This window comes from Rhizobium lusitanum (assembly GCF_014189535.1).
GTDB lineage: Bacteria > Pseudomonadota > Alphaproteobacteria > Rhizobiales > Rhizobiaceae > Rhizobium > Rhizobium lusitanum_C.
This window is the reverse complement of record NZ_CP050307.1, coordinates 824718-846942: the sequence shown is the minus strand read 5'-3', so window position 1 is coordinate 846942 and position 22225 is coordinate 824718. Positions and strand designations below refer to the sequence as shown.

Sequence of the window (22225 nt, the reverse complement as noted above, 5' to 3'; positions counted from 1 at the left end):
GATCTTCTTCCGTTGCGGGTCTATCAAAAAGAAAAGCAACGGATGGGAGACACAGCCTGTGCAGGCAACCGCGATCGACCTTCGCCCCCTCGACCAATCTCACCTTCAATCGGCGCTGGCGCTATCGCGTCAAGCCGGCTGGCCCCATCGGCTGGAGGAGTGGCAGATGCTACATGACCTCAGCCATGGCCTCGTGGCCATCGAAAACGAAAAGGTCGTCGGAACGATCTTTGTCACCCCTTATGGCGATGAGATCGCCACCATCAACATGGTAATAGTCGACGAATCGATGCGCGGACGCGGCATTGGTCGGCGCATCATGCAGGCGGCCCTTGATATTGTAGGGACACGCGAATGCCGGTTGGTGGCAACCGCCGACGGCCTGCCCCTCTATGAAAGCCTCGGCTTCAGGAAGACCGGCGAGATCGTCCAGTATCAGGGTACGCTGCGCACCTGCATAGCGCCGTCGACGGTCGAATGGGCCACCAAGGCGGATCTGGAAGAGATCATTGCGCTTGACCGCATCGCCTATCCCGCGGATCGCAGCCAGCTCATCCGGGCCCTGTTTAGCGCGGGCCGGCTAGCGGTTCTGCGCGAAGCCGGTACGCTGCGCGGCTATGCCGCCTGGCGGCCTTTCGGCCGCGGCGAGCTCTGCGGCCCAGTGGTCGCGGAGACTGCCAGCGCCGCCGAAGATCTTCTCAGCTTCCTGTTCACCGCCCGGCCCGGTGTCTTCATGCGCGTCGATACCGGCGTTGAAACGGGCCTTGCTGCCTTCCTGCTCGAACATGGCCTTGTCCATGTCGGCGGCGGCATCTCCATGCGCCGCACGCCCTCGGCCAATCCGTCACCCGTTCCCAGCGTTCACACATTTGCCCTGGCCAGCCAGGCCTTGGGCTGAAGAGAGACATCATGCTGAGCAATTCCCTCGTCGAACTCGATCGCGCCCACCTCGTCCATCCCGTCGCCTCCTATCGTGGCCATGAGCAGGCGGGCGTCCGTGTGCTGAAATCCGCCAAGGGCGCAACCGTCACGGATGCCTCTGGCCACCAGATGCTCGACGGCTTTGCTGGTCTGTGGTGCGTCAATGCCGGATATGGCCAAGAGAGCATCGTCGAGGCCGCCGCCCGCCAGATGCGCGAGCTGCCCTATGCGACCGGCTATTTCAGTCTTGGTTCCGAGCCGGCCATCCGGCTGGCGGCCGAACTCGCCGAACGGACGCCCGGCGACCTCAACCATGTCTACTTCACGCTTGGCGGTTCCGACGCCGTCGACAGCACTGTCCGCTTCATCCGCTACTACTATCATTCGCTGGGCAAGCCGACGAAGGATCAGTTCATCTCGCTCGAACAGGGCTATCATGGCTCGTCCACCGTCGGCGCGGGGCTGACGGCGCTTCCGGTTTTCCACGCCGGCTTCGGCATGCCGCTCGACTGGCAGCATAAGATTCCGACACATTACGCCTATCGCAATCCCGTCGGCACAGATCCGCAGGCGATCATTGCCGCTTCGGTCAAGGCGCTGCGTGCCAAGATCGAGGAAATCGGCGCCGAGCGCGTGGCAGCCTTCTATGTCGAACCGATCCAGGGTTCCGGCGGCGTGCTGGTTCCGCCGACCGGCTGGATGAAAGCGATGCGCGATGTCTGCACAGAACTCGATGTTCTGTTCGTCGCCGACGAGGTCATCACCGGCTTCGGTCGCACCGGCCCGCTGTTTGCCTGCTCGGACGATGGCATCGTCCCCGACCTGATGACCACCGCCAAGGGCCTGACCGCCGGCTATGTGCCGATGGGCGCCGTCTTCCTGTCGGAGAAGGTCTACCAGACAATCGCCGATGGCGCCGGTGCGGCCGCGATCGGCCACGGCTATACCTATTCCGCCCATCCCGTCAGCGCAGCGGTCGGTCTCGAGGTGTTGCGCCTTTACGAGAACGGCCTCTTGGAAAACGGTGTCAAAGCGGGTGCGCGGTTGATGGCCGGTCTTCAATCGCTCTCCTCGCATCCGCTGGTCGGCGACGTGCGCGGGCGCGGCATGCTTGCCGCAATCGAACTGGTGGTCGACAAGGAACGCAAGACGCCCCTGCCGGCGGCGGCCGATCCCTCGCGGCGGATCTTCGATCGCGCCTGGAACAATGGGCTCGTCATTCGCGCCTTCGGCAATGGCGTTCTCGGCTATGCGCCGCCGCTCTGCTGCACAGAGGCTGAGATCGACGCGATCGTCGAGCGCACCGCCAAGACGCTCGATCAGACGCTGGAAGATCCTGATGTACGCGCGGCTCTTGTCTGAGCGTACACAGGACTGCTCCCACCGGCCGGCGCGCATCGCATCGGCCGATCGGCGGGATGAGCGAAATACCGCTTTGCCGCCATATTCGCAATTTTGTGCCGCCACAGCTCTCCCATTCAGAGAATCCGGTGAGCCTTTACTGCGAAACTGAACTGGCTGAAGGTGCCCAAAGCCCGAAAAACCGGGATTTAGGGGAGAAACAAGAAAATCCTCGGCAGAATGGGAACAGCATTTTCTTCTGCATTCAGCCGAGGCGATCGGAATTGATCGCACTCTATCGAGGACAGACTGTTGGTAAAGAACTTAGCGGATTTCAAATATTTCACCTTCGACGTCGTCGGGACGCTGATCGACTTTGAAGGCGGCATCAAGGATTGCCTCGCCGCAATCGCGGCGGAAAAGGGCGTCTCCGTGGACGGCGAGGAAGCGCTCGCGCTTTATCGCGCTGAACGCTATTCCGGCGATGCCGGACTGTTTCCCGATGATCTGGTTCGCGTCTATCTGGCCATCGCCCCGAAGCTCGGTCTGCCGGCAGAGCGGATATATGGCGAACGCCTGCGCGATTCCTGCCGCGACTGGAAAGGCTTCCCCGATAGCGCCGAAGCCCTCAAGCGCCTGTCCGAGCGCTACAAGTTGATTGCCATGACCAATGCCCGCCGCTGGGCCTTCGAGCATTTCTCCAAGGAACTCGGCAATCCGTTTTATGCCGCATTCACCGCCGACGATACCGGCACGGAAAAGCCCGATCCGGCCTTCTTCGAACAGGTCTTCGCCTTTGTCGGCAAGGAAGACGCCTCAAAGGACGACATCCTGCATGTCGCGCAGAGTCAGTATCACGATATCGGCATCTCGCGGCAACTCGGCATGACCAACTGCTGGATCCAGCGGCGCCACGCCCAGAACGGCTATGGCGGCACGATCGAGCCCAAGGAATTCACCAAGCCCGACTACCATTTCACCTCTATGGCAGGGCTTGCCGATACAGCGGAGGCAGTGAAGGCCGCCTGAAACTGTGACGACCCGGAATTGATCCCGCAAAAAAGACGGGACAGCCAATCAACCTTAACAACAAGGGGAACGCTATGAACGACAAGATCACGAATTGGACCAGCGCAGACGATGCCATGGTCGAAAATGCCATTCGCCGTGGCGCCACCCGCCGCGATCTCCTGCAGATGATGCTCGCCGGCGGTGTTGCAGCCGTTGCAGGCGGCGCGATCTTCGGACGTGCCTCGTCAGCTCTTGCTGCCACCCCGGTCTCCGGCGGGTCGCTGAAGGCGGCCGGTTGGTCCTCCTCGACCGCCGACACGCTCGATCCGGCCAAGGCGTCGCTCTCCACGGACTATGTCCGCTGCTGCGCCTTCTATAATCGCCTCTCCTTCCTCGACAAGGCCGGCGTCACGCAGATGGAACTCGCCGAAAGCATCGAAAGCACCGACGCCAAGGTATGGACCGTCAAGCTCCGCAAGGGCGTGACCTTCCACAACGGCAAGGCCCTTTCCTCGGCCGACGTCGTCTATTCGCTGAACCGCCATCTCGACCCGGCCGTCGGTTCGAAGGTCAATGCGATCGCCAAGCAGATGACCGGCTTCAAAGCCGTCGATCCGCTTACGGTCGAAATCACGCTTGCCAGCCCTAACGCCGACCTCCCCACCATCCTGGCGATGCATCACTTCATGATCCTTGCCGACGGCACGACCGATTTCAGCAAGGCCAATGGCACTGGCGCGTTCGTCTGCGAGGTCTTCGAACCGGGCGTTCGTTCCGTCGCCACCAAGAACAAGAACTACTGGAAGCGGGGTGGTCCGCACCTCGACTCCTTTGAGTTCTTCGCGATTGCCGACGATTCGGCACGTGTCAATGCGCTGCTATCTGGCGACATCCATCTCGCCGCCGCCGTCAACCCGCGCTCCATGCGACTTCTGGACGGCCAGCCGGGCGTGGCGCTATCGAAGACCACTTCCGGCAACTACACCGACCTCAACATGCGCCTGGACATGAACCCCGGCAGCAACAAGGACTTCGTGACCGGCGTCAAGTATCTGCTGAACCGCGAGATCATCCAGAAGTCCGCATTGCGCGGCCTTGCCGAAATCGGTAACGACCAGCCTGTACCGCCGGCCAGCATCTACCACAATGCCGATCTGAAGCCGAAACCTTTCGATCCGGAAAAGGCCAAGTTCCACTTCCAGAAGTCGGGCCTGCTCGGCCAGTCGGTTCCTGTGGTGGCTTCGGAAGCCGCAGGCTCCTCCATCGACATGGCGATGGTGCTGCAGCAGGCCGGCGCGGACATCGGCATGAAGTTCGATGTCCAGCGTGTGCCGTCCGATGGCTACTGGTCGAACTACTGGCTGAAGGCGCCGATGCATTTCGGCAATATCAACCCGCGTCCGACACCGGACATTCTCTTCTCGCTGCTCTATTCGTCGGACGCTCCCTGGAACGAGAGCCAGTTCAAGTCGGCGAAGTTCGACAGCATGATGCTGGAAGCCCGCGGTTCGCTCGACCAGGCCAAGCGCAAGGCAATATACGGCGACATGCAGGTGATGATCGCCGAAGATGCCGGCACAGCCATCCCGGCCTATATCTCCAACGTCGACGCGATCTCCTCCAAGCTGCACGGGTTGGAAGCCAACCCGCTCGGCGGCATGATGGGCTACGCCTTCGCGGAATATGTCTGGCTTGAGGCTTGATCCCTACCCTCGTGCCCGGCGGGTGGTGTTTCGACGCCACTTGTCGGGTACATTGCCGTATGCTCGGCACATTCGTTCTCGCGATGGGGATCTGATATGAACCGCCACGTTCTTTCTCTCGTGCTTGGCCGTGTGTTCGTGGCCTTGATCACGCTGATCATCGTGTCCTTCACGGTGTTTGCCGCAACCGAAATGCTACCGGGCGACATCGCCCAGATCCTGCTGGGCCAGGCAGCGACCCCGGAGGCGGTCGCGGGCCTGCGTGCCGCGATGCATCTGAACGACCCGGCAATCCTGCGTTTCCTGCGCTGGCTCGCCGGCCTTGCCACCGGCGATCTCGGCATTTCCTATGCCAACAACATGCCGATCGCTGACCTCATCGGTTCCCGGCTCGGTAACTCGCTGAAGCTTGCAGCCGCCACGGCGCTGTTTTCCGTGCCGATCGCGCTCACGCTCGGCATTACTGCTGCGATGCTGCGCGGCTCGCTGTACGATCGCATCGTCACGGTGGTCTCGATCGGCGTCATTTCCGTACCCGAATTCATGGTGGCCACCTCGGCCGTTCTGATCTTTGCCGTCTATCTCAAATGGCTGCCGGCGCTTGCCTTCGCCAACGAGATTCACTCCTTTTCACAGATGCTGCGCGTCTTCGCGATGCCGGTCATCACGCTGAGCTTCGTGATATCGGCACAGATGATCCGCATGACCCGCGCGGCCGTGATCGAGACGCTGAACACGCCCTATGTGGAAATGGCCTTGCTCAAAGGCGCCTCGCGACGACGCATGGTGCTGAAGCATGCGCTTCCGAACGCGCTCGGCCCGATCGTCAACGCCGTAGCACTTTCGCTTTCCTACCTGCTCGGCGGCGTGATCATCGTCGAAACCATCTTCAACTATCCTGGTATCGCCAAGCTGATGGTGGATGCCGTTGCCACCCGCGATCTGCCGCTGATCCAGACCTGTGCGATGATTTTTTGTCTGGTCTATCTGCTCCTGATCACCATTGCCGACATTATCGCCATCATGTCCAATCCGAGGTTGCGCTGACCATGGCCCTTACCGCGTTCACTCCCCGCAAGCTCGGCTTTCGCTTCAACATCGTCGGCATGATCGGCCTTGGCGTCATCCTCGCCTGGGCGCTTATCGCCATCTTCGCACCGCTACTGATCCCCTACCCGATCGGCGATATCGTCGACTTCGACTACTTCGGGCCGATCTCGGCGAAGTTCTGGCTGGGCACCGACTATCTCGGCCGGGATATTTTCTCCCGCATCCTGATGGGCGCCCGTTATACCGTCGGCATCTCGCTTGCCGCCGTCTGCATATCCTGTTTCACCGGCGTCGCGCTCGGCATGATCGCGGCAGTGACTGGCGGCTGGTTCGACAGCGCGCTCAGTCGCTTTCTCGATGCGCTGAACTCGATCCCCAGCAAGCTGTTCGGCCTTGTGGTCGTGGCCGGTGTCGGCTCTTCGATCCCCGTGCTGATCATGACGCTCGCCGTCATTTATACACCGGGCGCCTACCGCTTCGCGCGCTCGCTCGCCGTCAACATCAACACCATGGACTTCATCACGGTCGCCCGCGCTCGTGGCGAAGGCGCGCTTTATCTCATCCGCTCGGAAATCCTGCCCAATATCCTCGGGCCGGTCATGGCCGATCTTGGCCTGCGCTTCGTGTTCATCGTGCTGCTCCTGTCGGGCCTCTCCTTCCTCGGCCTCGGCGTCCAGCCGCCGAATGCGGACTGGGGCGCGCTGGTGCGTGAAAACATCGGCGGACTGCCATTCGGCGCGCCGGCCGTAATCTTCCCGAGCATTGCAATCGCCAGCCTGACGATCTGCGTCAACCTGCTGATCGACAACCTGCCCCAGAAAATTCGAGACCGGAGCAATTGATGGCCAAGCTCGTCGAAATTCGCGACCTCAAGGTTGAGGCCAAGACCGATTCGGGCCGCCTGGTGGAGATCATCCGTGGCGTCAGTTTCGATATCGAAGACGGTGAGATCGTCGCCCTGATCGGCGAAAGCGGCTCGGGCAAGACGACGATCGCGCTCAGCCTAATGGGGCATGCGCGACCGGGATGCCGGATCAGTAGCGGTGAAATCCTGCTTGCCGGCAAGGACATGGCAAGCCTGTCGGAAAAAGCCAGAGCTCGCATTCGCGGCACCGAAGTCGCCTATATCCCGCAGAGCGCTGCGGCCGCCTTCAACCCGGCGCAGACCATCATGGAGCAGGTGATCGAAATCACCCGTATCCATGACCTGATGCCCGCCGAAGAAGCAAAGGCGCGTGCCGTCGAGCTCTTCAAGGCATTGAGCTTGCCGAACCCCGAGACGATCGGTTCGCGCTATCCGCATCAGGTTTCCGGTGGCCAGTTGCAGCGCCTGTCGGCCGCGATGGCGCTGATCGGTGATCCGAAGCTGGTGATTTTCGACGAGCCGACGACCGCGCTCGACGTGACGACGCAGATCGAGGTTCTCCGGGCCTTCAAATCGGTGATGAAGAAGGGCGGCATTGCCGGCGTCTATGTCTCCCACGACCTCGCCGTCGTCGCCCAGGTCGCAGACCGGATCGTGGTCCTGAAGGCTGGCGAGGTCCAGGAAATCGGCAAAACCGAGCAGATCCTTTCGGCACCCTCCCATTCCTATACGCGCCAGTTGCTCGGCGCTTTCGAACCCAAGCTCTACGCCTCGCCTGCATCGACCGATCCGCAAAAAACGCCTGCCCTTCTCGAGGTCACCGACATCGTCGCCGGTTATGGGCCAATCCAGCCGAACGGCCTGCCAGCAGCAACAGCTCTGAAATCCGTCAGTCTCAAGCTGGAAACCGGCCGCAATCTCGGCGTCATCGGCGAATCCGGCTGCGGAAAATCGACGCTTGCCCGCGCGATCGCGGGAATCTTGCCGCCGGTTTCCGGCGATATCATCTTCGACGGCAAGCAGCTTGCGGCCAATGCCAAGCAGCGCCAGCGCGAAGAGCTGCGCAAGCTGCAGATCGTCTTCCAGTTCGCCGATACCGCGCTCAACCCAGCCAAGTCGATCGGAGAGATCCTCGGCCGGCCGCTCTCCTTCTATCATAGTCTCGGCGGCAAGCAGCGCGAGGCGCGGATCGACCAGCTCCTCGACATGGTTCATCTGCCAAGAGCCACCAAGCACCGCCGCCCGCCGGAACTGTCCGGCGGCCAAAAGCAGCGCATCAATCTTGCGCGAGCGCTCGCGGCCGAGCCGAAGCTCATTCTATGCGATGAAATTACCTCGGCCCTCGACACGGTCGTTGCCGCCGCCATTATCGATCTTCTCAAGGAGTTGCAGCGCGAACTCGGCCTCTCCTACGTCTTCATCAGCCATGACCTGTCGACCGTGCAGGCGATCTGCGACGAGATTATCGTCATGTATGCGGGAGAGAAGATCGAGCAGCTCGCATCCGCCGATCTCGCTGGCGGCGCCAAGCATCCCTATTCCAAGCTGCTCTTCTCCTCCGTGCCGAAGCTCGACCCGGGCTGGCTTGACGGCCTGGAACAGGACCCAGAGCTGATGCGGACTTTCGCGAAACGCTGACCAGCGTTTCGCGAACCGTATTCGGAGGAAACCTCAGACCGGAAACAAGCTCGTCAGTGGCATATGTGCCTTGACGATCGGCGATTTCAGCACGACGAAGCTGAAATACTTGTCGATACCGATCTCCATGTCGATCAACCGTTCCATCGTCGTCTGGTATTCGGCAATGCCGGCGGTCACGAACTTCACCAGATAGTCGTAGCCGCCGGAAACGAGATGGCATTCCACGACCGAGTCCACCTTTTCGACCGCGGCGAGAAACCGCGCAAAATCGATCTGGCGATGGTTCTTGAGCGTGACCTCGGTGAAGACGGTGAGTGTCTGCCCGAGCTTTGCAATGTTGATCTGCGCCGAATAGCCGGAGATATAGCCTTCCGATTGCAGCTTCTTCACCCGCATCAGGCAGGGGCTTGGCGAGAGATTGACGAGGTCCGCCAGTTCGACATTGGTGATGCGGCCATTCTTCTGCAATTCGTAGAGAATCTTGATGTCGATCCGGTCGAGCTTCATCGGCGTGCTCCCCTTTTATCGGCAGCGGCACGCCGCCATACGGAATAATCTTTCGTCATTTTAAGCGGAAAGCCCCGGTTAGCAAGTGGAATCGAACCAGGCTATGCCGATATAACCTCGCAATATCTGCATCTTAGCACAAGCGTTCGCGATAGGCGGACGCTACCGAAGGAAATGCTGTCCAGCGCCAATCTCCAGCATTTCCACGACAAAAGCTCGACTAGAATGTCGTCTGAAAACCGGAGAGAACCATGCCCGCGCCCCTGCTGCATATTGAAACTACACCTGCTCTGCCCGAGAAAGTGGATGTCGTGGTGATCGGCGGCGGCATTGTCGGAACATTTACCGCCTATTATCTCGCGCGGCGCGGCATGAAGGTCGCCCTTTTGGAAAAAGGGCGGATCGGCGCCGAACAATCCAGCCGAAACTGGGGATGGTGCCGGCAGCAAAACAGGGACGCCCGCGAGTTACCCATTGCGACAAAGAGCCTGGCGCTCTGGGACGAGTTTGCCAAGGATAGTGGTGAGGATACCGGCTTTCGCCGCTGCGGCTTGCTCTATCTGAGCAATGACGACGCGGAACTTGCCGGCTGGGCTCGCTGGGGCGAATTTGCTCGTGGCGTCGGCGTCACCACCCACATGCTCGACGGCAAGAAGGCGAGCGAATTCGGGGCGGCAACCGGAAGACAATGGAAGGGCGGGGTCTTTTCGCCCAGTGACGGCACCGCCGATCCATCACGAGCAGCACCGGTGGTTGCCCGCGCCACCATGGCGCTCGGAGGCAGCGTTCATCAGATGTGCGCCGCCCGTGGCCTGGAGGTCGAAGGCGGCCGTGTCAGCGGGGTCATTACCGAAGCAGGCACAATCCGCACCCGAACGGTGGTGATGGCCGGCGGTGCATGGGCATCGTCCTTTTGCCGACAGCTCGGTATCCGCTTTCCACAGGCAGCAATCCGCTCCTCGATCCTGTCGGTCGCCCCCGGCGCTACGGGCTTGCCTGCCGCATTGCATACCGCCGCAGTCTCCGCCACGCGCAGGAGCGACGGCGGCTATACGCTTGCCATCAGCGGCCGCGCCCGCGTCGATCCGACCTTGCAGCAGCTCCGTTTCGCGCGCCACTTTATACCGATGTTCATCAAGCGTCGCCGCAGCCTCGCGCCCGGCGGGTTGGAAGGCTTAAAGAACGGTCATGAGACCCTGTCGCGCTGGCGGCTGGATCGACCGACGCCTATGGAGCGCAACCGCATTCTCGACCCCCGCCCGGATCGTCAGCAGATCGAAGCGACCCTGGAGCGGGCACGGGCGCTGCTTCCAGCACTTGCCCAGACACCGGTCTCAGCCACCTGGGCCGGTTATATCGACAGCACGCCCGATGGCGTCCCGGCGATCGGCGAAGTGCCGACCCTGCCCGGGCTGATTCTGGCGGCAGGCTTCAGCGGCCACGGATTCGGGATTGGCCCCGGAGCCGGCCATCTCGTCGCCGACCTCGTCACGGGCGCCGAGCCGATCATCGATCCGAAACCTTATTATCCGGACCGGCTGAACGGCTCGGTCTGGGGCAAGGTTGCCGATTTCTGATCGGACACTCGCTCATTGCCAGAATGAACTTGACTGCTTTACTCATAAAAGCATAGACGGTCTCAGTTTTCGTCGAGCGACCGCTCGAGCCTGGTGCCGGTAACTTGGTCGATCTTTGGCCATGAGCCGGCCTCTCGCATTTTGCCGAAGGACAAGCCGTCATGTCCGTTGGGACGCTCCAAGCAATCGTGACCGGAGGCGAGCAATATCGCTCCCGCGTCTTCCGCCGCATCGTAATCCTGACGCTCCTCGGCGTCGCTATGTGCATGAGCATTGCGCTCGACATGGCGCTCGGGCCGGCGAACTATACCCTACGGCAGGTTTTGTCCGCGATCTTCGATCCCGCCGGCGCGGCCATTCAATTGCGCGTCGTCATCTGGGATATCCGCATGCCGATCGCGCTGATGGCGGTCGTCGTCGGTGCCTCTTTGTCGGTCGCCGGCGCCGAGATGCAAACGATCCTCGCCAATCCGCTGGCAAGCCCGTTCACGCTCGGAATTTCGGCGGCGGCAAGTTTCGGCGCAGCCCTTGCGCTTGTCGGCGGCGTCGCGCTCTATCCCGGCGCAGTCGCCTATATGGTGCCGATCAATGCCTTCATCATGGCAATGGCGGCGGCAATGTTCATCCACTTTGCCTCGACCATGCGCGGCGTCAGCGTCGAGACGATCGTCCTGCTAGGCATCGCGCTGGTGTTCAGCTTTAACGCGGCTCTGTCGCTGCTCGAATATCTGGCGTCCGAACAGGCGCTTTCGGCAATCGTCTTCTGGACCATGGGAAGCTTTACCAAGGCAACCTGGCCCAAGGTCGCGATCATCGCCGGCATGCTAGTCGTCATCGTGCCATTGTTCATGCGGGATGCATGGGCGCTGACGGCGCTTCGCCTCGGCGAGGACAAGGCCGCGAGCATGGGTGTCAACGTGCGCGCGCTGCGCCTGAGGACGATGATGCTCGTCAGCCTGCTCGCTGCAATCCCCGTATCCTTCGTCGGCACGATCGGCTTCGTCGGCCTGGTCGGCCCTCACATGGCCCGCATGATCGTCGGCGAGGATCAGCGCTTCTTCCTGCCCGCTTCGATCGTCTGCGGCGCCCTGCTTCTCTCTGCAACGTCCGTCCTCAGCAAGATCATCATCCCGGGCGCGATCCTGCCGATCGGCGTGATCACCGCGCTGGTGGGGGTACCCTTCTTCTTCATCCTGATCTTCGGCAGCAGGAGGCGCTCATGGTAGCCTTGGCACTCGATAACGTCGGAGCCGCCTACGGCAAGGCGAAAGTGCTTTCCGATGTGACCTTAAGCGACCTGAAGGGCGGCAGCGTCACTGCGATTATCGGCCCCAACGCCGCCGGCAAGTCAACGCTGTTCAAACGGATCGCCGGCCTGATCAAGGGGCCGGGACTGGTTGAGCTATCCGGTACGGAACGAGGATCGCGCTCGATCTGCTACATGCCGCAGGATACTGGCGCCAATGCGGTCCTGACGGTCTACGAATCGGTCCTGCTTTCAGCAAAGCAAGGCAGCGGCTGGCGGGTCGCCGACGACGAGCTTGCGGAGATCGATGCCATCCTGAAGGCATTGCACATCCAAGACCTGGGCTTTCGCGGCCTTGGCGAGCTTTCCGGCGGGCAGCGCCAGCTCGTTTCGCTCGCACAGGCGCTCATTCGCCGGCCAGAAATCCTGTTGATGGACGAACCGACCTCGGCCCTCGATCTCCACCGGCAGATCGAAGTGCTGAGCTTCATTACCGATCTCGCCAAGCGCGACGGCATGATCGTCCTCATCGCGTTGCACGATCTCAACCATGCGCTCCGTTATTGCGAAAACACCATCGTCATCGCACAAGGCAAAATGGCGGCGAGCGGCGCGACACCTGAGGTCATCACCACCGGAATGCTGCGCGATATCTACAAGATCGATGCCCGCGTCGAGACATGTTCTCGTGGCAGCCCCATGGTGATCGTCGACGGGGCGATTTGATCGATCACGTTAGAGTGACATGAGCCGCATCCTCAGCTTGGCAGCCTCGACGGCCGCTACATTCGCTCCTATCGTGCGCGCCGCAGTCCACAGCTAGATAGAGGATAGGGTATGGACGACAAAATCTTGGCGGTGCTCGATGAATATCACGAGCTGATCCGGGAAGAGCAAAGCAAGCCGCGCGACATGCCGCAAGGCGGTCGCGATGGCGGCCAGGATCGCCGGATGCGCGCCGTCGGACCGGAAACCGGTGGCCTGCTCAACATTATCGCCAAGAGCCTGACAGCGCCGAACATCCTCGAGCTCGGCACCTCCTTCGGCTATTCCGGCATCTGGCTGGCGGAGGCCGCCCGCGCGACCGGCGGCCGGCTGATCACGATGGAATTGCATGATTATAAGTCAGCCTATGCTCGCGATATGGCGACAAAGGCCGGACTTGCCGACCACATCGACTTCAAGGTCGGTGACACCGTGCAGATGATCTCCGAACTGACGGTCGGAGTGGATTTCGTCCTGGTCGACCTCTGGAAAGATCTCTATGTGCCCTGCCTTGAAGCCTTCTACCCCAAGCTCAATCCAGGTGCGATCATCATCGCCGACAACATGATACGCCCCGGAAACGAGGATGTGCAGGCCTATGGCAAGGCCATCCGCGCCAAGGCCGGAATCACGAGCGTGCTGTTACCTGTCGGCATGGGGATCGAAGTCAGCCGTTTCGACCCGTGATCCTTGGATCGCGTCCACCTGGATCCTCACCCCGCCAAGCTTCGCCTGGTCACCAATGATGGCATCTGCAGGATGTGCACAGCCTCACTACGGCCTTCGATACGCGACAGGAGCGTGCGCGTGGCTGTCTGGCCCAGCTCCCTGCCGGACTGATCGATACTGGCGAGATTGACGAGACCGAGGGCGGCGATGGATGAATTGTCATAGCCGACGACCGCCAGATCTTCCGGCACGCGCACGCCCATTTCCGCCGCCATGCTCATCACCACGATGGCGTCGATATCGCTCCAGCAGAAAACGGCGCGTGGCCTGTCGCTCCGAGCCAGGAACTTGCGGATGGTCTCCTCCCGCCTGGGGGATTCGAGGGGGATATTGGTGATCGGCGCCGAGGAGCCCAAGCCGGCACGCTGCATGGCGCGCCGAAAGCCTATCTCGCGCTGGCGGACGACGGAAACCTTGTGCCCCGCACGCGCAAGCTGGGTCAGCATTTCGATGTCGCGATAGCCGCATTCCAGAAGCGCATCGACGGCAATTTCCGCGCCGCGTTGATCGTCGGCATTGATCGTATCGAAACCATCCGCCGTCGAGTCGTGATAGCCGACCGCAACGATCGGAATTTGCGCGGCAAATCTCGTAATGATCTCGGAAGGCAAGCGGGGCGCAACCAGAATAAGGCCGTCCATCTTATAGTCGATCATCGACTCGATCAGGGACGTCTCCAATTGCATGCGGGCTTCGCCGACGCCGATCATTGCCTGATAATGTGAAGGCGCCAGAACGGCATTGACGCCGGCGATCACCTCCGGAAGAAACGGGTTGCGGATATCGACGAGGAGCAGCCCGATCGTGAAGGTTTTCCCGCGCAACCCTCGCGCCGCCCGTGATGGACGATATCTCAGCTCCTCGATCGACACGGTCACCTTGGCGCGAAGATTATCGCTGACACCATAGGCATTGCGCATCACCTTGGAGACGGCGGCGACCGATACGCCCGCATGCGCCGCAACCGTTCGGATCGTCACCCGATCAGCCCGTTCCGCCGGTTTTTTATTATCGACTGACATGAAATTCCCAGACCTGATCCGCGAGTCGCGCGACACGTGTCCGCTCACCATGACAGAACGCTCACAAATTTTCTATTGCACATCGGCAAAAAATGTAGAACGTTATACGGAGAACGTTCTACATAAATGGGAGGATTTGATGAACTTTCAGCCATCCGCCATTAGGGGCAGCAGGGTTTCGCGTGATTGGGCTGGCGAGATGATCGCGCCACTGTCGGACCAAGGTCAGGGCACGGCCGCAAGCTTCATTGCCAACACGTTCAATCTCGACGGACTGACCGGACCGATCGAGCTCTTCATCTCGGCACTCGGCCTTTATCGTTGCTTCATCAACGGCAAGCGCGTCGGCGACGATTTGCTGACGCCGGGCTGGACCAATTATGACGATCGCATTGCCTATCAGCGCTACGATGTGTCCGACCTCCTCAAATCCGGCACGAACCGCATCGAGATCTGGCTTGCCGACGGATGGTACCGCTCCCCGCTAATGTGGAAGGCCATTCCCAACTGCTGGGGCGACAGGACGGCAGCGATCGTGGACCTGGTCGGTCCTGCCGGCATCATTCTTTCCACGGACACGAACTGGCGAAGCGGTCTGCTGCCGATCCGCAAATCCGGCATCTATTTCGGCGAGATCTATGATGCGCGCGAGGAAGGGCTTTCCGAGAGCCACGGCACGGAAAAGCTGTCCTTCGACAAGACGCTGCTTGTCGCCCATGAAACCGCACCGGTGAAGGAACTGCAGCCAATTGCCCCGATCGAAAGCTGGATCGATGCAGAGGGCCGCACGATCCATGACTTCGGGCAGAATGTCGGCGGCTATGTGCGATACAAGGTTCGTGGCACGGCCGGCGCGGAAGTACAGGTCGAACATTCCGAGATTCTGGGCCCCGATCGTTATTTCGACAACCGCAACTACCGAACCGCCCCGGCGCACACGATCTATACGCTGCGCGGCGGCGGCGATGAAACCTACGCGCCGCATTTCACCTTCCAGGGCTTTCGCTATGCCCGGATAACGATCAAGGGCGAGGCGGAAATCGTCGCGATCACCTCGGTCCCGATCTCCTCCGTCCCCATCCTCGCCGGCGGCTTCACCTCGGGCAATGCGCTCGTCAACCGGCTTGTGCAGAACACCATCTGGTCGCAACGCGCCAACTTCATCGAGGTGCCGACCGATTGCCCGCAGCGCGATGAGCGCCTCGGCTGGACCGGCGACGCTCAGGTGTTTGCGGCAACGGCATGCTGGCTGACGGACAGTCAGTCGTTCCTTAGAAAATATCTGCGCGATGTCATGGCCGATCAGCGACCGGATGGAGCGGTTTCCCACTTCTCGCCGGATCCAACGCGCCTGCACCCCGAGAATTTCCCGGGCTTTGCCGGCTCGACCGGCTGGGGCGATGCGATCGTCGTCATCCCCTGGGTGCTCTACACCCATTATGGCGATCGCCAGATTCTCTCGGAATGCCTGGATGCCATGGCGCGTTGGGTCGATTTTATCTGGTCGATCTCAGACGGCCCCATCGTGCGGCCACCGTCCCACTGGGGTGACCGGGGCTTTACTTTCGGCGATTGGCTCCAGCCGATCGGCGACAACCGCAAGCCCCGTCCGACCATCGGCGACGATTGCGCGGCAACACTTTACCACTTCATTTCGAGCGACCTTCTGGCGAAGATCGCAGCCGTCGTTGGCGATCACAGGCTCGAAGAGCGGATGACGGCGCGCGCAGGCAAGATCAGGGAAGCTTTCGCGCACGAATTCATCACTCCATCGGGGCGCCTCGCACATAACGACCAAACGTCCTATGCACTGGCATTTCTCTACGATCTGATCCCCGCCGAGCACCAGGAAGCGGCCAAGCAGCATTTCCGCCAGGTAGTCATCGACGCCGACTACAAGATCGGCACCGGCTTCATCGGCACGCCCGCTTTGCTGCCGGCCCTGACGAAGCTCGATCTGGACGATCTTGCCGAGAAGGTCTTCCTCCAACAGGAGGTCCCCGGCTGGCTCTATCAGGTCGCGCAGGGCGCGACGACGATCTGGGAACGCTGGGATGCGCTGGCGCCCGACGGCACCATCTACGACCCGGACATGAACAGCTACAATCACTATGCCTACGGCGCCGTTTGCCAATGGTTGTTCGAAAGCGTCGCCGGCATTTCGCCAAGCCCAAGCGCACCGGGTTTTGCCGAAGTCATCATCGATCCGGCGCCTATCCCATCACTCTCGCCCGTTACCGCCCATCATGACGTGCCTCAGGGTCGCATTGAAGCCGCATGGGAGCTGAGCGGCGACAAGGTGACCTATCGGCTGACATTGCCGAAAGGGTGCGTCGGACGGTTCCGACCGGGGCGTCGACACCAGAACCCGTCGGTCGATGGAAAGCCAGTCGTAGGGGAGACGACTATCGATCCGGGAACGCATGAGATCGTCTTCACGCTTCCCAAGATCTGAAGCCGCATAATCGTTCAATGTCTCATCGTTCGGAGGAGGAACGTCATGACAAAGCGTATTGGAGTCATTTTTGCGACCGCGTCGGCGCTTGCCGCATTGATCGCGGCCGGCCCGTCGCAGGCGGAAACCAAGCTTTCGTTTCTGATCGACAATAGCCCCGACACGGTCGCGGCCGCCGACGCGCTGGTGGCGGCCTACGAGAAGAAAGCCCCCGATGTCTCGATCGACATCGAACAACGGCCGGGCGGCGGCGAGGGAGACAACATCATCAAAACGCGTCTTGCGACCGGCGAGATGTCCGATGTGTTCCTCTACAATTCCGGCTCGCTGATGCAGGCCATCAAGCCCGGGCGTACACTGGTCGATCTGAGCAACCTGTCGTCGCAGGCGAACGTGAATGAGAGCTTCAAGGCGGTCGTGCGAGCCGACGGCAAGGTCTATGGCGTCCCTTTCGGCACAGCCCAGGGCGGTGGGATTTTCTATAACAGGAAGATCTATCAGGAGCTCGGCCTCTCCGTTCCGAAGACATGGGCCGAATTCATGGCCAACAACGAGAAGGTGAAGGCGGCCGGCAAGGTGGCCATCGCGCAGACCTATCGCGATACCTGGACCTCTCAGCTCTTCGTGCTGGCGGACTATTACAATCTCAATGCCGCCGTTCCGAATTTCGCCGAGGATTACACGAACAACAAGATCAAGTACGCCACGACACCAGCCGCCATGAAAGGCTTCGAGCATCTGAAGGAGGTACACGACGCCGGCCTGATGAATGAAGACTTTGGCGCCGCCAGCTATGATGATGGGCTCAGAATGGTGGCGACGGGAGAAGCCGCGCACTATCCGATGCTGACCTTCGCGATCGGCGCCCTCAAGCAGGACTATTCCGACAACCTCAATGATGTCGGCTTCTTTGCTCAGCCAGGAGACGACGCATCGAAGAATGGCCTGACAGTCTGGATGCCGGCGGCCGCCTATATCCCGACCGGCAGCAAGCATATCGACGAGGCCAAGAAATTCGTGGACTTTGTTGGAAGCGTCGAGGGCTGCAAGATCATGATGGCGACCAATACCGTGCAGGGGCCATCTCTCGTCAATGGCTGCCCCTTGCCCGCCGACGTGCCGCCTTCGGTCAAGGACATGCTTCCATATTTCGAGACAAAAGGCCTGACGACGCCGGCATTGGAGTTCTCCTCGCCGATCAAGGGGCCGTCGCTGGAGCAGATCACCGTCGAAGTCGGTTCTGGCATCCGCCAGCCGGCCGACGCCGCCGCACTCTATGACGACGATGTGCGCAAGCAGGCAAAGCAACTCGGCATCCCCAACTGGTAGCGCGCCCTTCGGGAAAATCGACCTCGCCTTTCGCGGGCGGGGTTTCACCCGATCGGAGAGGGAGCTATGACTGAGACACGCCCGCGCTCGCACACATCACCCTATCCCCTGTGGTTCTTCATCCCGGCCGCCATCATCTATGGCGTGCTGTTTCTGGCCCCCACGGTCTCTTCCCTGTGGTTCAGCCTGACACGCTGGGATCTCAGCACGGCGGAATTCATCGGGCTGGAGAATTTCCGGCAGTTCTTTTCCGAGCCTTTCCTGGTTCAGGGGCTCGTGAACACGCTGATCTACGCCGTGACGACATCGGGACTGAAAACCGTATGCGGCCTTCTGTTGGCGGTGCTGCTGACCGGGAATATCTTCGCGCGCGGCTTCCTGCGCACGCTGGTCTTCTTCCCCGTTCTGGTCTCGACCATCGGCATTGGCATCACCTTCACGGTGATGATGCATCCAACCAGGGGCATCATCAATGTCGCGCTGGAAACGCTGGGGATCCCTGGCCCGGGATGGCTCACCAATCCGGCACTGGCGCTCTTTTCCGTGGCCCTCGTTGACCTGTGGAAGGGTGTAGGCCTCGCGACCCTGATCTTCATCGCCGGTATTGCCGCGATCAGCCCTGACTACTACGAGGCGGCCCGCATCGACGGCGCCACGCGGCTCCAGCAATTTTCGCGGATCACCTTGCCGCTCGTGCGTCCGGCCATGATCACGGTCGTCACCTTGTCGCTCATCGGCGGCCTCAGATCCTTCGATCTCATTTGGGCGATGACCCGTGGCGGACCGGGCTTTTCGTCGGATGTCATCGCATCGGTGATCTACAAGCAGTATCAGGCGGGCTTCTACGGCCTGTCGACCGCCGGCAACGTCATCCTGTTTGCGCTGATTGCCATCATCATCCTGCCCCTTACCCTGTGGTTCAACCGGCGCGAGGTCGAGGAATGAGAAAGATACGACCTTATGTTACCGGATTGATCGCTCTTGCCATCGCCATGGTGATCTTCGTCCTGCCCTTCGTCTTTGTGCTGTTGCAGGCAGCGAAGTCGAAACCCGAGGCCTCCCGGCTGAACTTCGGCCTGCCGGAGAAATGGCTGTTATGGGACAATCTGGTCGCGGTGTTCAAGGCGCGCGACTACCAGCTGGTTCTCGCCTACTTCAATTCGACGCTGATCACCGTCGTCTCGGTCACGATCCTGATTCTGCTCTCGGCGATGGTCGGCTATGTGATGCAGCGGCGAAAGACGGGATGGAATAGCGTGGCGTCCGTCGCTCTTTTCATGGGCCTGATGATGCCGCCCGCCGTCGTGCCGACGATCGGGCTGCTGCAGGAACTCGGCCTGTTCAAGACGATCAGCGGGATGATCCTCATTCAGGTCGCCTACAACCTCTCCTTCTCGACCCTTCTGTTCAGGTCGTTCATCGCAACGATCCCGCGTGATCTGGACGAAGCGGCGCGGATCGACGGTGCCAAACCTTGGCAGATCTTCTTTCGGGTCATCCTGCCGCTGCTGAAGCCGGTGACCGTCACCAACATCGTGGTGCAGTCGATCGCGATCTTCAACGATTTCACCAACCCACTCTATTACCTACCGGGCAAGGAGAACGTCACCGTTCAGCTCACGCTCTATAACTTCCAGAGTATGTATACGAGCCAGTACAACCTGCTCTTCATGAATATCCTTCTCGTCACGATCCCTCCCCTGATCGTCTTCATCTTCTTCAACAGACAGATCGTGGCGGGCATGACGGCCGGCGCCGTGAAAGGTTAGTGCAATGGCTGAACTCACTCTGAAGCAGATCCGCAAAAGCTTCGGCGCACTCGAGGTCATCAAGGGGATCGATCTCGAGGTGCGCTCCGGTGAATTCGTCGTCTTCGTCGGACCGTCCGGCTGTGGCAAGTCGACCTTGCTGCGCATCATCGCCGGCCTGGAGGAATCGACCTCGGGCTCGCTCACCATAGGCGAAAAGGATGTCACCCATGCCGAGCCTTCCGAGCGCGGCATCGCCATGGTGTTCCAGAGCTACGCGCTCTATCCGCATATGACCGTCGCGGAAAATATCGGCTTCGGGCTATCGCTTGCCCGCCGCCCGAAAGCGGAGATCGAGGCCAAGGTGCGTGCGGCCGCCGACACGCTCCAGCTCTCTCAGCTGCTCGACCGCAAGCCGAAGCAGCTTTCCGGCGGCCAGCGGCAGCGCGTCGCCATCGGCCGCGCCATCGTGCGCGATCCCAAGGTCTTCCTGTTCGATGAACCGCTCTCCAATCTCGACGCGTCGCTCAGAGCCCAGATGCGGCTGGAGATATCGGAACTTCACGCCCGCCTGAAGACGACGATGATTTACGTCACCCATGATCAGGTCGAAGCCATGACTATGGCCGACAAGATCGTCGTCCTGAAGGGCGGCGCGATCGAGCAGGTCGGCAGTCCGATGGAGCTCTATCGCCACCCGGCCACCCCGTTCGTCGCCGGCTTCATCGGCAGCCCCAGAATGAACCTCTACAGCGGCGAGATCGCCGAACGTTTCGGGTGCAAGACCTACGGGATCCGGCCCGAGCATATCAAACTCTCGGAAACCGACGGCCAGTGGCAAGGCAAGGTTCGTCATGTCGAACGCCTCGGCGCCGAGGCGATCATCCATCTCGATATCACCGATATGGGGGAGATGGTCGCGCGCGCGGAAGGCGAGACACCGTTCGCGCCGGGCTCCATGGTCTGGGCCAATCCGGTCGAAGGTGCCGCGCACAGGTTCAATTTCTAAGCCACCGCCTCACCCGCTGCCGGGCATCATTCCTTGCCGTCGAGCGTCAACATCAGATTGGCCAGCAATGCCGTTCTAGGCGCGATGCTGCTAACGAAGATATACTCGTCAAACGTATGCGCGCCAGCGCCGTCTGCACCCAGCCCATCAAGCGTGGCGACGCCGATAGCTGCGGTGAAATTGCCGTCCGAACCGCCGCCGGTACTGACACCTTCGAGCTTGATTCCGAGTTCGGCGGCAATCCCAGCAGTATGGTCGAAAAGCCGCTTACCGCTTTCGGATTGCGGAAATGGCGGCCTATTGAGACCGCCGCTGATTTCGAGCGTGATATCCGGATCGACCGGCTTCAGGGCCTCGATCTTGCCGAGGATTTCCGTCGCCGTCGGTTCGTCGGGCACCCGCACGTCAAGTTGCATCTGGCACTCCGCCGGCACGGTGTTGCGTCCGGTTCCGCCATGGATGGTGCCGACAGTCACCGTGATGCCGCGCGAGGGGTCGTTCAATGCTTCGAGTTCGAGCACCAACCTTGCGGCGGCGTGGACGGCGCTGCGTCCATCCTGCGGCCGGGTGCCAGCATGGGAGGCGCGGCCGCGAACGACGATGTCGAACATGGCCACGCCCTTGCGCGCGACGACGATCTTGCCACCATCACGAGCGGGCTCGACCACCAGAGCGTAGCCGGCATTGCGGCTATAGGCCTCGATGAGCGCGCGGGAACTGAGACTGCCGACTTCTTCATCCGGCATGAACAGCAGATCTATGGGGAGTTTGGGGCCGGAGCCATGCTGGACCGCAAGCTTCATCGCCTCCAGCGCCATCAGGGCGCCGGACTTCATGTCGTAAATACCAGGTCCGTAGAGGCGGTCACCCTCCTGCCGCCAGGGCAGTTGGTTCTTGATCGTGCCGGCCGCATGAACCGTGTCCAGATGCGCCAGGATGAGCGTGCTCTTCTGGTTGCTGCCGGCAGGACGAGGAGAACGCACCGCCAGAATATCGCCGAAGCCCAGCGTTCCGGGCGTCCGCTCGGTTTCCAGACCTGCTGTCTTGGCAATTGCCTCGACACGATCGGCTAGCCGGTTCACGGCGTCGGCGTCCGGCGTGTGGGTTTCGATCTCCACCCAACGCTGCAATTCCAAAAGCAGCGCCGCCTGGTCGATATCATCGGGAGAAATAGCAAGGGTCATGGAAGCCATCCGAACGAAAGGTCAAAGGCGGGAGGACATGGTGTCCGGCGGATCAGAATCGTCGGACACGTCTAGCCTATTGATACAGAAAGGCAGGCTCCAGTCACCGGCCGAATCCATAA

19 protein-coding genes are annotated in these 22225 nt (G+C 61.0%); 16 read left to right on the top strand and 3 right to left on the bottom strand.

Annotated elements, in window-relative coordinates; translation table 11 throughout:
• Positions 1 to 58 precede the first annotated feature (58 nt).
• From HB780_RS06940 to HB780_RS06910, 7 genes are all read left to right on the top strand, one after another.
• Positions 59 to 898, top strand: coding sequence for a GNAT family N-acetyltransferase (locus HB780_RS06940; RefSeq protein ID WP_183689295.1), 840 nt, complete (start codon positions 59 to 61; stop codon positions 896 to 898).
• A gap of 11 nt (positions 899 to 909) precedes the next feature.
• On the top strand, positions 910 to 2283 hold the full coding sequence (locus HB780_RS06935; protein ID WP_183689294.1) for an aspartate aminotransferase family protein: 1374 nt from the start codon (positions 910 to 912) through the stop codon (positions 2281 to 2283).
• Positions 2284 to 2574: 291 nt separating this feature from the next.
• Positions 2575 to 3291, top strand: coding sequence for an HAD-IA family hydrolase (locus HB780_RS06930; RefSeq protein WP_183689293.1), 717 nt, complete (start codon positions 2575 to 2577; stop codon positions 3289 to 3291).
• Positions 3292 to 3365: 74 nt separating this feature from the next.
• On the top strand, positions 3366 to 4976 hold the full coding sequence (locus HB780_RS06925) for an ABC transporter substrate-binding protein (protein ID WP_183689292.1): 1611 nt from the start codon (positions 3366 to 3368) through the stop codon (positions 4974 to 4976).
• Positions 4977 to 5072: 96 nt separating this feature from the next.
• Positions 5073 to 6023, top strand: a complete 951-nt coding sequence (locus tag HB780_RS06920; protein WP_183689291.1) for an ABC transporter permease — start codon at positions 5073 to 5075, stop codon at positions 6021 to 6023.
• A gap of 2 nt (positions 6024 to 6025) precedes the next feature.
• Complete coding sequence (locus tag HB780_RS06915) at positions 6026 to 6868, top strand: ABC transporter permease (RefSeq protein WP_183689290.1); 843 nt, start codon at positions 6026 to 6028, stop codon at positions 6866 to 6868.
• Positions 6868 to 8529 (top strand): ABC transporter ATP-binding protein, encoded by a 1662-nt coding sequence (locus tag HB780_RS06910; protein WP_183689289.1) that lies wholly within the window; start codon positions 6868 to 6870, stop codon positions 8527 to 8529. Before HB780_RS06915 ends, HB780_RS06910 begins: the two co-directional genes overlap by 1 nt.
• Before the next feature lie 33 nt (positions 8530 to 8562).
• On the opposite strand, the gene HB780_RS06905 is transcribed toward HB780_RS06910, so the two are convergent.
• A complete protein-coding gene (locus HB780_RS06905) occupies positions 8563 to 9039 on the bottom strand; it encodes an Lrp/AsnC family transcriptional regulator (protein WP_183689288.1) in 477 nt (158 codons plus the stop codon).
• 251 nt (positions 9040 to 9290) lie between these two features.
• On the opposite strand from HB780_RS06905, the gene HB780_RS06900 reads away from it, so the two are divergent.
• The 4 genes from HB780_RS06900 to HB780_RS06885 all read left to right on the top strand — a co-directional run bounded on the left by HB780_RS06900 (position 9291) and on the right by HB780_RS06885 (position 13314).
• The gene (locus HB780_RS06900; RefSeq protein WP_183689287.1) at positions 9291 to 10616 is read left to right on the top strand and encodes an NAD(P)/FAD-dependent oxidoreductase; all 1326 of its coding nucleotides are present in this window, start codon (positions 9291 to 9293) and stop codon (positions 10614 to 10616) included.
• 161 nt (positions 10617 to 10777) lie between these two features.
• A complete protein-coding gene (locus HB780_RS06895; RefSeq protein WP_183689286.1) occupies positions 10778 to 11842 on the top strand; it encodes a FecCD family ABC transporter permease in 1065 nt (354 codons plus the stop codon).
• Positions 11836 to 12588 carry an ABC transporter ATP-binding protein gene (locus HB780_RS06890; protein WP_183689285.1) on the top strand — a complete coding sequence of 251 codons (753 nt, stop codon included), beginning with the start codon at positions 11836 to 11838 and terminating at the stop codon, positions 12586 to 12588. The genes HB780_RS06895 and HB780_RS06890 overlap by 7 nt, the downstream gene beginning before the upstream one ends.
• 111 nt (positions 12589 to 12699) lie before the next feature.
• Positions 12700 to 13314, top strand: a complete 615-nt coding sequence (locus tag HB780_RS06885; protein WP_183689284.1) for an O-methyltransferase — start codon at positions 12700 to 12702, stop codon at positions 13312 to 13314.
• 26 nt (positions 13315 to 13340) lie between these two features.
• On the opposite strand, the gene HB780_RS06880 is transcribed toward HB780_RS06885, so the two are convergent.
• A complete protein-coding gene (locus HB780_RS06880) occupies positions 13341 to 14378 on the bottom strand; it encodes a LacI family DNA-binding transcriptional regulator (protein WP_183689283.1) in 1038 nt (345 codons plus the stop codon).
• Between the two features lie 139 nt (positions 14379 to 14517).
• Between HB780_RS06880 and HB780_RS06875 the strand changes: the two genes are divergently transcribed.
• The 5 genes from HB780_RS06875 to HB780_RS06855 all read left to right on the top strand — a co-directional run bounded on the left by HB780_RS06875 (position 14518) and on the right by HB780_RS06855 (position 20919).
• On the top strand, positions 14518 to 16833 hold the full coding sequence (locus HB780_RS06875; protein WP_183689282.1) for an alpha-L-rhamnosidase: 2316 nt from the start codon (positions 14518 to 14520) through the stop codon (positions 16831 to 16833).
• Between the two features lie 45 nt (positions 16834 to 16878).
• Positions 16879 to 18162 (top strand): ABC transporter substrate-binding protein, encoded by a 1284-nt coding sequence (locus tag HB780_RS06870; protein ID WP_183689281.1) that lies wholly within the window; start codon positions 16879 to 16881, stop codon positions 18160 to 18162.
• A gap of 66 nt (positions 18163 to 18228) precedes the next feature.
• Positions 18229 to 19107: a carbohydrate ABC transporter permease gene (locus tag HB780_RS06865; RefSeq protein ID WP_183689280.1), complete on the top strand. Its 879-nt coding sequence runs from the start codon at positions 18229 to 18231 to the stop codon at positions 19105 to 19107.
• Complete coding sequence (locus HB780_RS06860) at positions 19104 to 19931, top strand: carbohydrate ABC transporter permease (RefSeq protein WP_183689279.1); 828 nt, start codon at positions 19104 to 19106, stop codon at positions 19929 to 19931. The genes HB780_RS06865 and HB780_RS06860 overlap by 4 nt, the downstream gene beginning before the upstream one ends.
• Before the next feature lie 4 nt (positions 19932 to 19935).
• Positions 19936 to 20919 carry an ABC transporter ATP-binding protein gene (locus tag HB780_RS06855; RefSeq protein ID WP_183689278.1) on the top strand — a complete coding sequence of 328 codons (984 nt, stop codon included), beginning with the start codon at positions 19936 to 19938 and terminating at the stop codon, positions 20917 to 20919.
• Between the two features lie 26 nt (positions 20920 to 20945).
• Here HB780_RS06855 and HB780_RS06850 read toward each other — a convergent pair whose 3' ends face one another.
• Positions 20946 to 22103 carry a M20 family metallopeptidase gene (locus HB780_RS06850; RefSeq protein ID WP_183689277.1) on the bottom strand — a complete coding sequence of 386 codons (1158 nt, stop codon included), beginning with the start codon at positions 22101 to 22103 and terminating at the stop codon, positions 20946 to 20948.
• Positions 22104 to 22225 lie beyond the last annotated feature (122 nt).

Excerpts from the sequence above, each read along its gene's own strand:
- HB780_RS06935 (WP_183689294.1), top strand. The coding sequence starts at position 910 with ATGCTGAGCAATTCCCTCGTCGAACTCGATCGCGCCCACCTCGTCCAT.
- HB780_RS06925 (WP_183689292.1), top strand. The coding sequence starts at position 3,366 with ATGAACGACAAGATCACGAATTGGACCAGCGCAGACGATGCCATGGTC.
- HB780_RS06920 (WP_183689291.1), top strand. The coding sequence starts at position 5,073 with ATGAACCGCCACGTTCTTTCTCTCGTGCTTGGCCGTGTGTTCGTGGCC.
- HB780_RS06915 (WP_183689290.1), top strand. The coding sequence starts at position 6,026 with ATGGCCCTTACCGCGTTCACTCCCCGCAAGCTCGGCTTTCGCTTCAAC.
- HB780_RS06910 (WP_183689289.1), top strand. The coding sequence starts at position 6,868 with ATGGCCAAGCTCGTCGAAATTCGCGACCTCAAGGTTGAGGCCAAGACC.
- HB780_RS06905 (WP_183689288.1), bottom strand. The coding sequence starts at position 9,039 with ATGAAGCTCGACCGGATCGACATCAAGATTCTCTACGAATTGCAGAAG.
- HB780_RS06900 (WP_183689287.1), top strand. The coding sequence starts at position 9,291 with ATGCCCGCGCCCCTGCTGCATATTGAAACTACACCTGCTCTGCCCGAG.
- HB780_RS06895 (WP_183689286.1), top strand. The coding sequence starts at position 10,778 with ATGTCCGTTGGGACGCTCCAAGCAATCGTGACCGGAGGCGAGCAATAT.
- HB780_RS06890 (WP_183689285.1), top strand. The coding sequence starts at position 11,836 with ATGGTAGCCTTGGCACTCGATAACGTCGGAGCCGCCTACGGCAAGGCG.
- HB780_RS06885 (WP_183689284.1), top strand. The coding sequence starts at position 12,700 with ATGGACGACAAAATCTTGGCGGTGCTCGATGAATATCACGAGCTGATC.
- HB780_RS06880 (WP_183689283.1), bottom strand. The coding sequence starts at position 14,378 with ATGTCAGTCGATAATAAAAAACCGGCGGAACGGGCTGATCGGGTGACG.
- HB780_RS06875 (WP_183689282.1), top strand. The coding sequence starts at position 14,518 with ATGAACTTTCAGCCATCCGCCATTAGGGGCAGCAGGGTTTCGCGTGAT.
- HB780_RS06870 (WP_183689281.1), top strand. The coding sequence starts at position 16,879 with ATGACAAAGCGTATTGGAGTCATTTTTGCGACCGCGTCGGCGCTTGCC.
- HB780_RS06865 (WP_183689280.1), top strand. The coding sequence starts at position 18,229 with ATGACTGAGACACGCCCGCGCTCGCACACATCACCCTATCCCCTGTGG.
- HB780_RS06860 (WP_183689279.1), top strand. The coding sequence starts at position 19,104 with ATGAGAAAGATACGACCTTATGTTACCGGATTGATCGCTCTTGCCATC.
- HB780_RS06855 (WP_183689278.1), top strand. The coding sequence starts at position 19,936 with ATGGCTGAACTCACTCTGAAGCAGATCCGCAAAAGCTTCGGCGCACTC.
- HB780_RS06850 (WP_183689277.1), bottom strand. The coding sequence starts at position 22,103 with ATGACCCTTGCTATTTCTCCCGATGATATCGACCAGGCGGCGCTGCTT.